Here is a 14,830-nt window from a genome sequence, read left to right as displayed (position 1 = left end):
AATCTTTTTTAAGAAATGTTAACGTGAGACATCTTGGGAATTACCAGTTCCGCTCACCCACTCTAAAAATCCTTGAAGTGAATTCTGTCGGGGTAGCGATTGTTCCGTAGCGGCTAGCGCACACCCGAAAAAGACCACACTGCCCAAAATTGCAATCAGCGGAAAAGGCTTGCCCAGCCCAAAGTCCCGCTGAAGGCGAGCTAACGGTCTGCTCTCGCGCCTGAGCATCTTTCCCACCGTCAGTTGTTTGAGACTAAAAGGATCGCGCACAAAATGACCGCTCCAGCTAATTACCATATGAGAATGGCAGTGGGGACAAGTGAATAGTCCACTGACCATCCCGACTGGGCCTACGACGCTAGAACGGTTGCAGATCGGGCAAGTGACAGAATGAGTGTTATAGGTGGGAGCGTTCATAACTGTTTTTCTTGATTAAAAAAAACTAACAAGTAATTGGGAGCCTGTGTTAACGCTTAAGGTATAGACCTTGAGAGGCACTTTTCCTTAATTCCTAGTTTACCGCTCCGATCGGGTCGATCGGAGCTCACTGCTTGGGAAAACCTTCAAAATGCCAACATCCCAACGAGTGCAAGTCTGGAGCACAGGTGAGATTATATTGCAAGGGAGTTACGGTTATTCTGTTGTCGCGAATAGCTTGTACGTCTGTAGGAATATCATGCGGCACCGCCGAATCAGCGATTTCTTCTACATCTTCTAACAATTCCCCAGCCAGCCAATAATAAGTTTTGCCGCGCGGATCTGTGCGCTTTTGAAATATGTCGAAATAGCGGCGAATGCCTTGACGGGCGATCGCAACTCCGGTAATTTCTGCTTGTGTGACTGCTGGTATGTTGACATTCAACAGCATCGGTTTCGCCATTGGCTGTTTTTCCAACTGTGCCAGCAAGGTGACAGCGAAATCCACCGCCGGCCCAAATTCCTGCGAAGTAAAGCTCGCGAGGCTGAAAGCAATGCTGGGAATCCCTTCCATAATTCCTTCCATTGCTGCCGAAACCGTACCCGAACAGATGATATCCGTGCCTAAATTGGGCCCGTGATTGATACCGGAAAGGACAAAATCCGGCGGTTTGTCAAGTAAAGCCCACAAAGCAAGTTTTACGCAGTCGGCGGGAGTACCCGAACAGGCCCAAGCTTGGACTGCGGGATCAAAAATAGATTCGACAATTTCGGCGCGGATAGGTTGGTGCAGGGTAAGGCCGTGGCCGGTAGCGGAGCGCTCTCTGTCGGGACAAACTACGCTCACGTCGTGGCCAGCGGCGGCGAGAGCGTTGGCGAGGCTGCGGATGCCTTGTGCAAAGATGCCATCGTCGTTGCTAATTAAAAGTTTCATTGAAATTTTTAGAGGCCTTATAACAATACTAAACTAGATTTAACTAGGGCGATCGCTCTAACATCGAATTACTTATTACAAATTATCCGTAACTGCCGAAAATCCAAAATCTAAAATCTAAAATCTAAAATCAACAAGACTGTAGAGCCAAAATTGCGCTAAACTCAACTTGGCCCAAAACTGCCATCAATCTAAAATCTAAAATCTAAAATCTAAAATCAAAATGACTGTCCAGCTAAGCGACATTGAAACTCAACTAGAAATTCTCGGTCAAGAGTCCAAAAGTGCGATCGCCAGTGCCAATACCCTCGAACAACTCGAACAGTTGCGCGTCGGCTACCTCGGCAAAAAAGGCCAACTCTCTCAAATTTTAGGCATGATGGGCAAACTGTCGCCAGACCAGCGACCCAAAGTAGGTGCGATCGCCAATACAGTCAAAGAAGCCCTGCAAGCCGATTTAGAAGACAAGCGCGCCGCCCTCCAAAGCGCCCAAATCCAAGCCAAATTAGCCTCAGAAACCATCGATGTCACCATGCCGGGGATTTTTCGCCCCCAAGGCCGTGTTCACCCCTTAAATGCCGTCATAGACCGAGCTCTGGATATCTTTGTCGGTCTCGGCTACACTGTCGCCAACGGCCCGGAAATGGAAACAGATTATTACAACTTCGAGGCGCTGAACACACCGCCCGACCACCCAGCGCGGGATATGCAAGATACATTTTACCTACCAGGCGGTGACTTGCTGCGGACTCAGACATCATCGGTGCAAATTCGCTACATGGAACAGCACAAACCACCGATTCGGATTGTCTCTCCCGGCCGCGTTTACCGCCGCGATACTGTCGATGCTACTCACGCAGCAGTTTTCCACCAAATTGAACTTTTAGCAATTGATGAAGGTCTGACATTTACTGACTTGAAAGGCACAATTAAAGAGTTTTTGCGGCAAATGTTCGGGCAAGATTTGCCGATCCGTTTCCGCACGAGTTACTTTCCGTTTACGGAACCTTCTGCCGAAGTTGATTTGCAGTGGAACGGCAAATGGCTGGAAGTTTTGGGCTGCGGAACTGTCGATCCGAATGTTCTTAAAGGAGTCGGTTTAGATCCAGAAAAATATACTGGGTTTGCGGCCGGTTTTGGTGTCGAGCGGTTCGCAATGGTACTTTATGAAATCGACGATATTCGCCGGGTTTATGCTAGCGACTTGCGCTTTTTGCGACAATTTTAAACAAGGGGTTGGGGTCGCTTACACGAGCCGTCTAGAGGTCTTGGTCAATGTACATCAATCTTTCAGTTTGAAGTAAGTAAGTACAAATAAACATTACTTGGGGAGAGGGCGGGTTCTGCAACGATCGACTCGCCCTTACTGTAGATAAGCCCTAAAGCCGCCCCTACAAGCCCCTGCAAGATATTATTGTTTTTTTGCGCTTACCTACTTATTTATTGTCTACTTGCCAAAAACACCCTTGATGCTGTCAACAGCGCTCTCGACAGCATTCTTGGTATTGTCTACTGCTTTCTGAGTCCGAGCTGAATCTTCGGATGCTCTTTTCTCAATTGTGGCCGCATCTTTCTTAGCTTTGCGCTCTACGACACTACCATTCTCCGATGCTCGATCGACTTTAGCAGCATTTGTCTTGGCAGTTTCCTTAACCTTCTCTTCTGTATCTCGGATGAAGTTCTTGGCTCGTCCAGCATCTTTGCTAGCTTTTTCTTGAACCTTATCGCCCGCATCTGCTTCTGCTGCCATCGAGTTTACAGCAGGAGAGGCCATTGCTGCGGTGTTCGAGAAGAACGCACCAGACCACACGAAGGCCATCGCGGACACGCAAAGCACAGTTGCAGCCATCCAGCGCCCGACTGTCGAAAGCCGTTTCGTAAAAGAATTCAGTTTCATACAATACACAATCAGATATGACATTCTATTTCTACTCGATCGGAGCGCTCGGCTGAACCGTTCTCTAGAGAGAGGTTATCCGCCGACCAACGGTTAAAAAATTTCCCTCTTTTGATAGATGGAAGCAACGAAGGTCAGTCAATTTTAGATTTTAGATTTTAGATTTTAGATTTTACTCCCCAGCCGCCATTTGGAATCTTGAACTTTGGTGAGTCGATTGTAAATTTTAGATTAAAAATTAAACAATTGATATCGATTCCGGTGCAACCGGAATCGATATGAAACAGCCTTGGGGCGGGTGGGGTGAATGTAGTTCACTCAGTTGAAATCTGCTGTATTTACGAATAGGTGGTTTCCGAGATTGTGTGTGGGATATCAACATATAATACTTAACAAACAACTAATGACTAATCACAATTTAGTAAAAAAGTCAATACAGTTTCATCAATTCCCTTTAGTTTTAAAGGCTTATATTTAACAATGCGATTTTCCTCAACATAATCTGCAACCGCCGCCGAAATTAGCACCGTGTTGGGTTCCGTCACCTCTTGCAAGCGGGCGGCAATATTCACGCTCGGCCCGATCGCAGTATAATCCGATCGGTCGGGGCCGCCAAACATCCCCACCACCGCAGTACCCTGGTGAATTCCGCAGCGAAACCGCACCGGAGGCATCCCATTTTCCCCAACAATTCCCTGCTCCAACCAGCCCTGGTTAAGCTCCTTGAGAGCTCGCAGCATTTGCCCAGCAGCAGCTATAGCGCGGCGTACTTGCTCGTTAGGCGTTAGTTCCTCCGGCGCGCCAAAGAAAGCCATTACCGCATCTCCAACAAACTTGTCCACCGTACCGCCACTGTCAAAAATAGCCTTAGTCATTGCCGCCAAATATTCATTCAAAAGCTCAGCTACCCGGCGCGAGCGCAGCGTATTTGCCATTTCAGTAAAACCGACAATATCGCTAAACAAAATAGTAATCAATCGCGGTTCGGGGCGCAAATCCAGCGCCAAATCTCCAGCCGCTGCGGCCTTCACCATCGACGGCGGCAAAAATCGGCGCAGCACCGATTCAGTTAAATAACTGTTCAACTGCTGTACTCGGCGCTCGTTTTGTTTGAGGGCGATCAAATTCCGCACTTCTGCCAACAATTCTCGATCGTTAAAAGGCTTGGACAAATAAGCATCCGCACCCCTTTCTACTCCTTCAATTCGAGTATCTTCATCGGCTTTAGCAGTCAGCAAAATTGCCGGAGTTCCCTGCAATTCCTCATCCTCTCGAATCATCTTAATCAAATCCAATCCCGAAATCAAAGGCATCATCAAATCAGTTATAATTAAATTAGGATGACGTTTTTTTGCCACGGCAAATCCTTCTTCTCCGTTGCGCGCCAGCAAAACTGCAAAGCCGGAATCTCGGAGAATTGCCGACACATAAAAGCGCAAATCCGGATTGTCGTCAACCACCAAAACCGTTCCCACTGCTGTTTCCGATCTGAGCGATTGGATCGCCTCAAAGTTATAATTTTCAACCTCATTTTCCGATAAATCCGCCTCAACATCTGCCAGTTCCACCGCAGCTTTGGATGAGTGAAACTCCGCAGGTATTTCTAGTACCTGTTCCGGGGGCAAGTGAGTCGAACCGAAGTGCAGCCAAACGGTAAAAGTAGTACCTTCACCGTAAACTGACTCAACTGAGATTTGACCGCCGTGGAGTTCGACTAATTCTTTTACAAGTGCCAAACCTAAGCCGCTGCCTTCGTAGGAACGGCTAGCTGAACCTTCGGCTTGATGAAACCGCTCGAATAAATAAGGAATTTGTTCGGTGCGAATGCCGATACCCGTGTCTTTTACTTGCAACAAGCAGTGAGCGCCGGCAGATTCAACTTTGAGAGTGATAGTTCCGCCTTCTGGGGTGAATTTGACAGCATTTGACAGCAGGTTGTAAATAACTTTGTCAAATCTTTCCAAGTCCAAATAAAGTAAAGGACATTCTTGCAGTTGGGTAATTAAGTGCAGTCCTTTTTTCTCGCAGTAGGCGCGGAACGACTCTGCGGTAGAGTAACAGAAACCGACTAAATCGCAGGGGCGAAAACTTGGCTGCATCCGTCCGGCATCGAGCCGCTGCAAGTCCAGCAGTTGATTTACCAAGCGCAGGAGGCGGCGAGAATTACGCAAAGCGATTACGGCTTGTTCGTAGGGCAAGTCTTCTTGGCGCCTGCAAGCTGATTCTAGAGGGCCGATAGTTAGAGTTAGAGGCGTGCGGAACTCGTGGGAGATATTTTGGAAAAATTCGGTTTTGAGCCGATCGGCTTCCAGAAGCCGTTCTGCCTGCTGTCTGGTAGTCTGGTAGAGGCGCGACTGCTGCACGGCCAGAGCCGCTTGAGTTGCGACTATTTGAGCCAGGTCAATGTCTGAGATGTTCCAGCGGCGGATGCTGTGATTTTGGCGCAGGGAAATGCTGCCGATGATTTTGCCTTCTGAGAGTAAGGGAACGACTAACAGGGCGCGGGCTGGCGATCGAACTTGCAGTTCTGTAACATTTAACTCGGGGTGTTCGTGGAGATCTTCGATCGCCACCGGTTCTTTTGATACCATAACTTGCAATAACACCGGATTGCCCCGAATCGGCACCAAAGACTGTGGCAAAGAAGGATGGGCAAAAACCCAGGCGCGAGTGTTCTCAGCAGCATCACCCGAAGCCGTGTCGTAGCCCAGAGGGTTCGCAACTACCTCTGGATTGTCAATAAAACCCGGTTCTACAGCAACGGTATCCCTATGTGTGTCGTATAGCCCCACGCATTGGACGTATTCATCATCTTCTGTCCACAGAGATAGGGCGCAGCCGTCAACTTGCAAAGCTTGGCCGAGTTGTTGAGTAATGGCTGCAAAAATATTTTGGGGATCGAGACTCGATCGAATTGCCGTAGTAATAGTATTGACTAATGCCTCGCGCTTGGCCAGCGCCCGCACCTGTTCGTAAGCCCGGGCTTGAGAAAGCGCCAAAGCCGCTTGGTCTGCCACCGTAATTACCAACTGTACCTCGTGGTCTTGCCAGTGGCGCGGTTGCTCGAACTGGTGCAGCGCCAAGACTGCCATCAGTTCCATTTTGTAAAACAGCGGTACGATCAAGCTCGATCGAATATTCGCAGCTTCGTAAGCCTGCTGTCGTTGCTGATTATCCCAGTTTAAAACTCGCTCGTCAGTTTGGGCATCTTGAATCACCTCCACATCCAGAGTTTCCCAAACCAAATCCGGCAGCAAATCTGGGGAGAGTTCTGCTGCACAAGCATCTCCGGGCGTGACTTCCTCATCGCCCCCCAAACCTTTAGTTTCGGCTTTCTGGTAAACGAACCACTCATCGGCCACCCGGCCGTCTTGGAACGGCCGCAGCAGACAGCAACTCACCTCAAACATCTGCCCGACAGTTTCCACAATTCTTTGCAGCATTTGCTGGTAATTGGGAGCCGATCGGATAGTATTGGTAACGGCATAAAGCAGCGATTCTTGGCTCAAAGCACGGCGCAGTTCATTGGTGCGCGTTTTCAGAAGATTGTGAGTCTCAACAGCTTGACTGACAAGATTTATCAGCTCTTGAGCATCCCAAGGCTTGGTAACGTATTTGAATACTTTGCCAGCGTTAATAGCTTCAACTAAATCTTCAACATCCGTATAGCCAGTTAAAATAATTCGGATCACGTCGGGGTACTGAGCCGCCGTCAGGCTGAGAAACTCGGTACCGCTCATTTTTGGCATTCGCTGGTCGGAGATGATCACCGCAACTTCTCCCTCTTTTGCCAAAATTTCGAGAGCAGCGGGACCAGATTCGGCTCTGAGCACTTTGTAGTCTCGATGGAAGGTGCGGTAAAGCAAGTCGAGGTTATCCGGTTCGTCATCGACGATCAGAATTTTTAGCTTAGGATTTTCTTGGGAATTCATGCACCGTTCTCCTGTGCCCCAGGGCTGTTCGATTTAATAAGTCTGATTAAAGGAAGAATTCGCCGATTTAAATTGCTGAAGTCATACCATTTTCGATTTTCGATTTTCGATTTTCGATTGCGATTGACTGATGACATAAGGGTTGGTATTTTGCCTAGAGTGCCATTATTTTTGGAAAATGGTATCACAATAATTCGTGGACATGAAGTTGTTGTGAGTATGCGAGGCAAGCATCAACCTTGATTTTTGATGTCTGGGTTTTCAATTCGGAATTCTTCTGAGCCACAGTTATCTGTCGTGCACCCCAATTTTATTATTTAATGATATTCACATAAACTCGTCTCCCGATAATTTTCTTTCACCCGTTATCTTTATGCAGCAGGAGAGCAAACACAAATCTGGGCATTTTAACTGCCGTCTGGATATCTCAGAATACATAGGAATAACCGTCCTGATTGTGAGTTGATTTGCCAAATTTATGTTTGAGCCTGGCTCCTGGGACTATTTTATTTGGTATGTGAAAGCTGCCCGCAGCAAGATACAATAGACAACCAACATCTTCGCCTGTGTTTTTTCCCACAAGTAACAGCAACTTTAACAGTCAGCCAATGATACCGACCACAATCCGGCGTCGATCCCCTGACTGATATTTCGGGGTGGCCCACAGACCACAGAGGTGTCTGTGGGAGTGACGCAATTGCTGTACCATTTTAGTTAGACTTGCACTTTTTTCCCCGATCTCGGAATTTTTTCTGCCTCCTGCAGACCAACGCCCAAGCCAATTACTGTGGCGAAACACCGCAAGAGCGAGCATCCATCTGTTAATCTTAGCTAGGGATGTACTCTGTGGAAACCTATCAGTCGATTTTAGATTTTAGATTTTAGATTTACTCCACAGATGAATCGCGGAGCTTGAACTAGGGTCTAAAATTTTGATCTCTCCACGACCAGTGTCGGTGGCGTATATCATCGGTTTTTGGGCGGGGTCAATCAGCTCGATCGAGGTTTTGAAGGTCTCGCTCGCGCGCAGCAGAGTATCGAACCGACGGGGAAAACCCCTGCAGACTGTTTTCAGGCATCCAAATTTAAATTAGGAGGTTGGAAAAGTACCCCCTAGCTCAACAGGTAAAGCCGGTTCGATCGAGGACGGGCGATGGATTGCCCAGAACTGCTGAAAGCTGGGGTGCCAGGCCGGGGGGCGGCGGGGAACATCCGACACGCCAGCGCGCCCGGTGTTAGTCTGATAAGTCGTTGAGTTTTTCAACTACCGCTTGACGGATAAATTATATTCGATCGGGTATTTCCGTAAGCAGAGAGCGGTAGGATTCCGAGAACCTGACCTTAAAACCTTTGTGATTGTTTTTAATACCTTGCCCCCTAAGCTGTCGCGAATTTAATTTGTAAGCTACTGTTTACTGAAACTCTTGTGCTGCCGGTCCAAAGCGAGGGATTAAGCTTCAAGTTAAAGCCCAAATAGCTGATCCACAAATCTAGTATTATCGGATGAGTTTGATTCTTTCAGAACTAGAGTATTAAAGGCTCAAAATTTTCCATTTACCTCAAATACTACTTAAAGTCAAACACAAAAAAATGTAATTTAATCTGGATAATAAACTATGCCTATAAGTTACGTTATAAGATTCAGTATAACATCAGTAAATTTTCTAAGAGGGTAGCTTAGAAACTAGCGTAAAATAATTAATATAGTGGCCTGGCATTGTGAATCCTTCATTTTTTTCCTCACCATCTCACCAACAACAAACTCCCGGACTTTCTGGTTTTTCGATCCGGGTGGCTGCGCCCAACGACTTAACGCAGCTAGCTGATATTTTAGCCATGAGCTTTCACTCCCGCGAGGGGTTTGTAGAATGGGTGTATCCAGTGTTACGTTTGGGCATTTACGAAGATTTAAAAAATCGACTGCGTTCTAAGGCCGAACATTACATTTGTCTGGTTGCTGAGCTAGTCTCGCGCGACGAGGGAACGCAGAATTATCGATCGCACCGAGCTCAGCGCATGGCAGGAACAGTAGAAATGGCTTTGCGTTCTCGCTTTCCTTGGCAAATCCCTAATTCTGACTATCCTTATTTGTCGAATTTAGCCGTTCACCCCGACTATCGGCGGCAGGGGGTTGCTCAACAATTGCTCAGCAACTGCGAGGAGACAGCCAGAGAATGGGGATTTTCTGAGATTTACCTCCACGTTCTGGAAAATAATCACGCGGCGCGACAGTTGTACTATCAGGCAGGCTATCGCTTGCAACAGGTGGATTGGAATTGGACTGGTTGGCTGTTCGGCCAGCCGCGCCGCCTGTTTTTACGCAAGCAGATTTCGCTATCTTAAAGTAAGTATTGGAATTGATCGTGGGGAATTGGGACGAAGCAGGAAAAAGGAAAAACTAGCTATCCGTGTATCTTTGACTTCCGAATTGTGAATCAATGGAATGGGTATGAGGAATTAGTGATGAATTTTAGTTCGCTCTTAAGCGCGATCGCACAACACACTAAAATTATTTGGTAGTAAACACTTGAGCTACTAACCCTTGTGTACCTGGGAACACCTGAAAAACCCCATACAAAGTTAGATCGACTCCGGTAGCCTTGTCGGCCGTAAAAGCTCGTCAATAATCATAGAGAGTGCAACAGAAATTTATCTGCGTTAATCTGTGTTTATCTGCCCTCATATGCGGTTGAAAAAAGATAATTTATCGAACCGCACATGACAAGGGATTGAAGCTGCTAAAGATAATAGACTTATAAATAATTCCGAGGCTAACAAATTTGATGTTATATTAGGTTCGGATAATTAGTTATAATTAAGGGCAGCCGATTCACAGGGACGCCAAACCCCCTATGCCAAAAAAAGTCCAGTTAGAACCGCACTTAAGTGTCCAGGAACTCTACACTCGCTACCGGACAAGTTCAGGGTTAGTCGAACGCAGCCACTACCAGATCATCTGGTTACTCGCCTTGGGCCACACCCCACTAGCGGTGTCTCAAGTTACCGGTTACAGCCGGATTTGGATTTACCAACTGCTGCGACGCTACAACCAATTGGGGGCTGGCGCCTTAAGCGATAGACGTTCGTCCAATCGTGGGCAACCTCCTCAACTCAACGACCTACAAAGAGCGCAACTTTGGCAAGTCCTATCTGGGCCTGCTCCCGATGGTGGTTTATGGAATGGTCGCAAAGTCGCTGATTGGTTAAGTGAGTTGACAGGAGAGCACATCAGTCGCCATCGGGGATGGGAATATCTTCGGGAAATGGGCTACCGTTTGAAAGTCCCCAGACCGCAGCATCAGGAAACTGACCTCTCTCAACAACAACAGTGGAAAAAAAACTTCATTTCGAGTTGAGATTTTTACAAGGTAAATACCCTCAAGCAGAGATTGAAGTTTGGGCGATGGACGAACATCGCTTGGGACTGCTACCAGTATTGCGCCGAGTCTGGACGCTGGTTGGGGAACAACCCAGTGCCGAGGTCAAACATCAATACAAGTGGCTGTGGGTTTATAGTTTTGTCCACCCCGAGTCAGGAGAAACTTATTGGTGGTTGCTGCCGTTTGTCAACACTCAACTGTTTAATCGGGTGTTGGCCGATTTTGCTAGAGAATTTGAATGGGGTCCAGATAAACGAGTGCTGCTGGTCGTTGACCAAGCTGGATGGCATCAGTCTCAAGAGCTAGTGATTCCTGAAGGCATTGATTTGTTCGAGCTGCCATCACATTCTCCCGAATTACAGCCAGCAGAACGATTGTGGCCACTTACTAATGAAGTCGTAGCCAATTGCTCACCCCAAAATCTTGACGAGTTAGAAGAGCTGTTGGTCTATCGTTGTCAGCAATTGCTCGGTCAACAAGACTTGATTCGCGGACTGACTTGTTTTCATTGGTGGCCTTTAACTCGCCGACCGTTGACAATTAATTGAGTTCGATGAGTTCGAGGTCCTCACCCAGAGCGGCTCTGGAGTGGTCTGACGTGCAAATTAAAATTCTGTCGCCCGAATCCAAGTTCGGTCGCCCGAATTCAAGTTCGAGCGCCCGAATTAATATTATAAGTAATTACCCGAACCTGATATTATACCAAATCCGGCTTGAATACACCTTAATTTTTTAGCATTTTAGAGAGGGAAAAAAGGCAACTGTAATAGCGATGTCAAGGGCAGAGTGCTACACAGTTTCTAAGCCAGATTGAGTATTGTGAGGAACGCCACAGAAGTTCTGACCTGCTGTGGCGTTTTGTTTGTCAAAACAGGAGACTTTCGCCACCAATTCTAGAGCTCAGAGAGATTTGGTAGGAAATCCGAGGAGCCGATCGCCCCCTGAACCCCAACCAGATTCGCTAAAACCCGATCGGTGCCTGCTACTTGCAGCAACGTACCGTTCGGAGTGGCGCTAAATTGCAACTGCTGGAAACTCAGCCCGTCGGTCAAAACAAACTTATCGACGCCTACCTCGAAGTTAATCACAGTATCAGTGCCGCCCTCACCATTCAACAAAAATTGATCGCTCCCAACACCTCCAATTAAAGTATCGTCGCCCAAGTCGCCAAACAGCCAGTCATCTCCAGCGCCCCCATTGAGCAGGTCGTTATCTTTACCCCCAATTAGGGTATCGCTGCCAGCATCTCCGTTGATAGTATCTTGGCCTTCGTTGCCGTAAAGCAAGTCATCGCCCTCACCGCCGTTGATGCAGTCTTGCTGGTCGTTTGCCCCCACCGAGACACCCCGGTTATCAGCACGATCGCCATAGATGGTATCGTTGCCCTCGCCACCGCAGAGTTCATCGCTGCCGTCACCGCCGTAAATCAAGTCGTCGCCCCGATCTCCCTGTATGAGGTCGTTAGCTTTGCCGCCGTAAATCAAGTCGTTGTCTTGACCGCCACTGATGGTATCTTCAGCTTCATCGCCGAACAGCACATCAGCACCGATGCCGCCAAAGAGCAAGTCCTCGCCGCCAACATCTTTAGCTCGACTGCGAGCACCGCCGTACATGGTGTCGTCGCCGCTGTCGCCGACAAGGGTATCAGAGCCGAGTTCGCCCCAAATCAGGTCATTATCTTTGCCACCCCAAACACAATCATTGCCTTTACCTGCTTGCACGGTATCATTACCGTGGCCGCTGCCGATGATGTCGTTGCCGCTGCCACCAAACAGGAAGTCTTGTTCCCCGATATCCCCGATTGACTGGGAACTGCCACTGTCGCCGAGCAGAGTATCGGCTCCTTCGTCGCCGTAGAGGGTATCGGAGCCTAATTGACCGTAGATGATGTCATTGCCTTTACCTCCGTAAGCGCGATCGTTATCTTTGCCTGCAACCAGCGTATCGTTGGCTTGTTGACCGTTGAGGAAGTCGTTACCGAAGCCTCCGTACAGCAAGTCGCGTCCCTGGGAGTCGTTGGCCCTTTGGTCGCGGATGCCCCCAAACAAGCTGTCGGAGCCGATGCCCCCAAACAACGTATCGGAGCCGAGTTCGCCCCAAATCAGGTCATTTTCTTTACCTCCAAGGGCAATATCGTCACCTTTGCCGGTATGGATGGTATCGTCGCCCTCGTTGCCGTTAATGATGTCTGCACCCTCGCCTCCAAAAATCAAATCGCGAGCATCGTCAGGACTCTGGGAGTTGTTCTGCCCGGTGTCTCCGAGCATCGTATCCGCACCTCGATCTCCAAATAGGTTGTCAGAGCCTAAGTCCCCGGCAATCCAGTCATTCTGTTTGCCTGCGAATACGATATCGTTGCCCTCGTCTCCGTAAACAATATCGGTGTCAATGCCACCAAAAATCCTGTCATTGTCTTCGTTGCCGTAAATTTCGTCCGCGCCATCTTCACCTAAAAGCAGGTCGTTGCCTTCAAAACCGACAATTTTTTGGTTGCCTTTGGTGTCTACGATGAAGTCATCGCCGTCGGTTCCTTTGGTGGTTTTTCCCTGTGAAAATTGTGAAATAGGCCGGACAAATCCAACTGCGGGTGGTTGCTGCGGGGGCGCAAAGGTAATTGCCGGTTTTTCAACAATGGGCTGACACAAACAGTCGGTATCTGGTTCCCCGATCGGATTTGAGATGATCGGCGATGCCGGAGTTGGTGTCGGCCTTGGCGCCACCGGCCGCAAGATAGCGACAACAGTAGCGACAGCGGGACTGGAGGCGCCACTGTTGTCTGTGGCGCTGTAGGTGAAATTGGCTCCTGTAAAGTTGCCAGTTGTTTGGAAAAATAGTTGCTGTAACTGTTGAGGCGTCAGAACTTGACCTGCTGTGACTGGTACACCGCCGTTGGCTGGGTCTCCTAAAAACAGGACGGCTTGGTCTGGTGAGGGCAGGGTGTTGATGGTGTAAGAGACGATCGACCCGTCGAGGTCGCTGCCGCCCAATCCGGTGACTAACTGGCTGCTGTTGGGCCCGAGTCTGGAGTTGGCATTGTTGGCAACTGGTGGTTGGTTGTCAGTTGGTGTGGGAGTTGGAGTTGTGGGAGTTGGTGTGGGAGTTGGTGTGGGAGTTGGTGTGGGAGTTGGTGTGGGAGTTGGCACTATCAGTCCATTCACACTAGCGGTAGCGGGTGGACTGATAGCACCGCTGTTGTCTCTGGCGCTATAAGTGAAATTGGTTCCTGTAAAGTTGCCCGTTGTGAAGAAAAATAGTTGCTGTAACTGTTCTGGCGTCAGGACTTGGCCTGGTGTCACTGGTACGCCGCCGTTGGCTGGATCTCCTAAAAACAGGACGGCTTGGTCTGCTGGGGGCAGGGTGTTGATGGTGTAAGAGACGATCGACCCGTCGGGGTCGCTGCCGCCCAATCCGGTGACTAACTGGCTGCTGTTGGGTCCGAGGCTGGAGTTGGCATTGTTGGCCAATGGTGGTTGGTTGTCAGTTGGTGTGGGAGTTGGTGTGGGAGTTGGGGCCCCCGGCCGCAAGATAGCCGCCACAGTAGCGACAGCAGGACTGGAGGCGCCACTGTTGTCTGTGGCGCTGTAGGTGAAATTGGCTCCTGTAAAGTTGCCAGTTGTTTGGAAAAATAGTTGCTGCAACTGTGCTGGAGTCAGGACTTGGCCTGGTGTCACCGCCACACCGCCGTTGGCTGGATCTCCTAAAAACAGGACGGCTTGGTCTGGTGAAGGCAGGGTGTTGATGGTGTAAGAGACGATCGACCCGTCGGGGTCGCTGCCTCCCAATCCGGTGACTAACTGGCTGCTGTTGGGCCCGAGGCTGGAGTTGGCATTGTTGGCTAAGGGCGGTTGGTTATCTGTTGGAAGTATGGCGGCCACAGTAGCGGTAGCGGGACTGGTGGCGCCGCTGTTGTCGGTAGCGCTGTAGGTGAAATTGGCTCCTGTAAAGTTGCCTGTGGCTTGGAAAAATAGTTGCTGCAACTGTTCTGGAGTCAGGACTTGACCTGCTGTCACCGGTACACCACCGTTGGCTGGATCTCCTAAAAACAGCACGGCTTGGTCTGCTGGAGGCAGGGTGTTGATGGTGTAAGAGGCGATCGACCCGTCGGGGTCGCTGCCTCCCAATCCCGTGACTAACTGGCTGCTGTTGGGGCCGACGCGGGAGTTGGCATTGTTGGCTAATGGCGGTTGGTTGTTAGTTGGAGTTGTGGGAGTCGGTGTGGGAGTTGGAGTTGTGGGAGTCGGTGTGGGAGTTGGAGTTGTGGGAGTCGGTG

General features: G+C 49.1%; 7 protein-coding genes and 1 pseudogene. 3 read left to right on the top strand and 5 right to left on the bottom strand.

From position 1 onward, the window contains the following. Nucleotides 1–18: 18 nt before the first annotated feature. Nucleotides 19–417: a hypothetical protein gene (locus QUA45_RS08030; protein WP_333070462.1), complete on the bottom strand. Its 399-nt coding sequence runs from the start codon at nt 415–417 to the stop codon at nt 19–21. 127 nt (nt 418–544) lie between these two features. Next, nucleotides 545–1,351, bottom strand: a complete 807-nt coding sequence (gene surE, locus QUA45_RS08025; protein ID WP_333220188.1) for a 5'/3'-nucleotidase SurE — start codon at nt 1,349–1,351, stop codon at nt 545–547. A gap of 223 nt (nt 1,352–1,574) precedes the next feature. Between surE and pheS the strand changes: the two genes are divergently transcribed. Further along, entirely contained in the window at nt 1,575–2,579 is a 1,005-nt protein-coding gene (pheS, locus tag QUA45_RS08020) for a phenylalanine--tRNA ligase subunit alpha (protein WP_333099484.1), read from the top strand. A 219-nt stretch (nt 2,580–2,798) separates the two neighbouring features. Here pheS and QUA45_RS08015 read toward each other — a convergent pair whose 3' ends face one another. Both QUA45_RS08015 and QUA45_RS08010 read right to left on the bottom strand, forming a co-directional pair. Next, complete coding sequence (locus QUA45_RS08015) at nt 2,799–3,248, bottom strand: hypothetical protein (protein ID WP_333099485.1); 450 nt, start codon at nt 3,246–3,248, stop codon at nt 2,799–2,801. Between the two features lie 407 nt (nt 3,249–3,655). Next, nucleotides 3,656–7,180 carry a response regulator gene (locus tag QUA45_RS08010; protein WP_333099486.1) on the bottom strand — a complete coding sequence of 1,175 codons (3,525 nt, stop codon included), beginning with the start codon at nt 7,178–7,180 and terminating at the stop codon, nt 3,656–3,658. 1,719 nt (nt 7,181–8,899) lie between these two features. Between QUA45_RS08010 and QUA45_RS08005 the strand changes: the two genes are divergently transcribed. Both QUA45_RS08005 and QUA45_RS08000 read left to right on the top strand, forming a co-directional pair. Then, nucleotides 8,900–9,523, top strand: coding sequence for a GNAT family N-acetyltransferase (locus QUA45_RS08005; protein WP_333069860.1), 624 nt, complete (start codon nt 8,900–8,902; stop codon nt 9,521–9,523). A gap of 509 nt (nt 9,524–10,032) precedes the next feature. Then, nucleotides 10,033–11,108 (top strand): annotated as a pseudogene (locus QUA45_RS08000) (IS630 family transposase). Nucleotides 11,109–11,453: 345 nt separating this feature from the next. Here QUA45_RS08000 and QUA45_RS07995 read toward each other — a convergent pair. Continuing rightward, nucleotides 11,454–14,830 (bottom strand): Ig-like domain-containing protein (locus tag QUA45_RS07995; protein WP_445305295.1); only part of this gene is annotated, 3,377 nt, incomplete at its 5' end.

It is taken from the genome of Microcoleus sp. Pol12A5 (genome assembly GCF_036701435.1).
Classification (GTDB): domain Bacteria; phylum Cyanobacteriota; class Cyanobacteriia; order Cyanobacteriales; family Microcoleaceae; genus Microcoleus.
This window is presented reverse-complemented; position numbering and strand designations above follow the sequence as displayed.

Bases quoted from the DNA above. Each gene is read 5' to 3' on its own strand.
- QUA45_RS08030 (WP_333070462.1), bottom strand. From the start codon at position 417: ATGAACGCTCCCACCTATAACACTCATTCTGTCACTTGCCCGATCTGC.
- surE (WP_333220188.1), bottom strand. From the start codon at position 1,351: ATGAAACTTTTAATTAGCAACGACGATGGCATCTTTGCACAAGGCATC.
- pheS (WP_333099484.1), top strand. From the start codon at position 1,575: ATGACTGTCCAGCTAAGCGACATTGAAACTCAACTAGAAATTCTCGGT.
- QUA45_RS08015 (WP_333099485.1), bottom strand. From the start codon at position 3,248: ATGAAACTGAATTCTTTTACGAAACGGCTTTCGACAGTCGGGCGCTGG.
- QUA45_RS08010 (WP_333099486.1), bottom strand. From the start codon at position 7,180: ATGAATTCCCAAGAAAATCCTAAGCTAAAAATTCTGATCGTCGATGAC.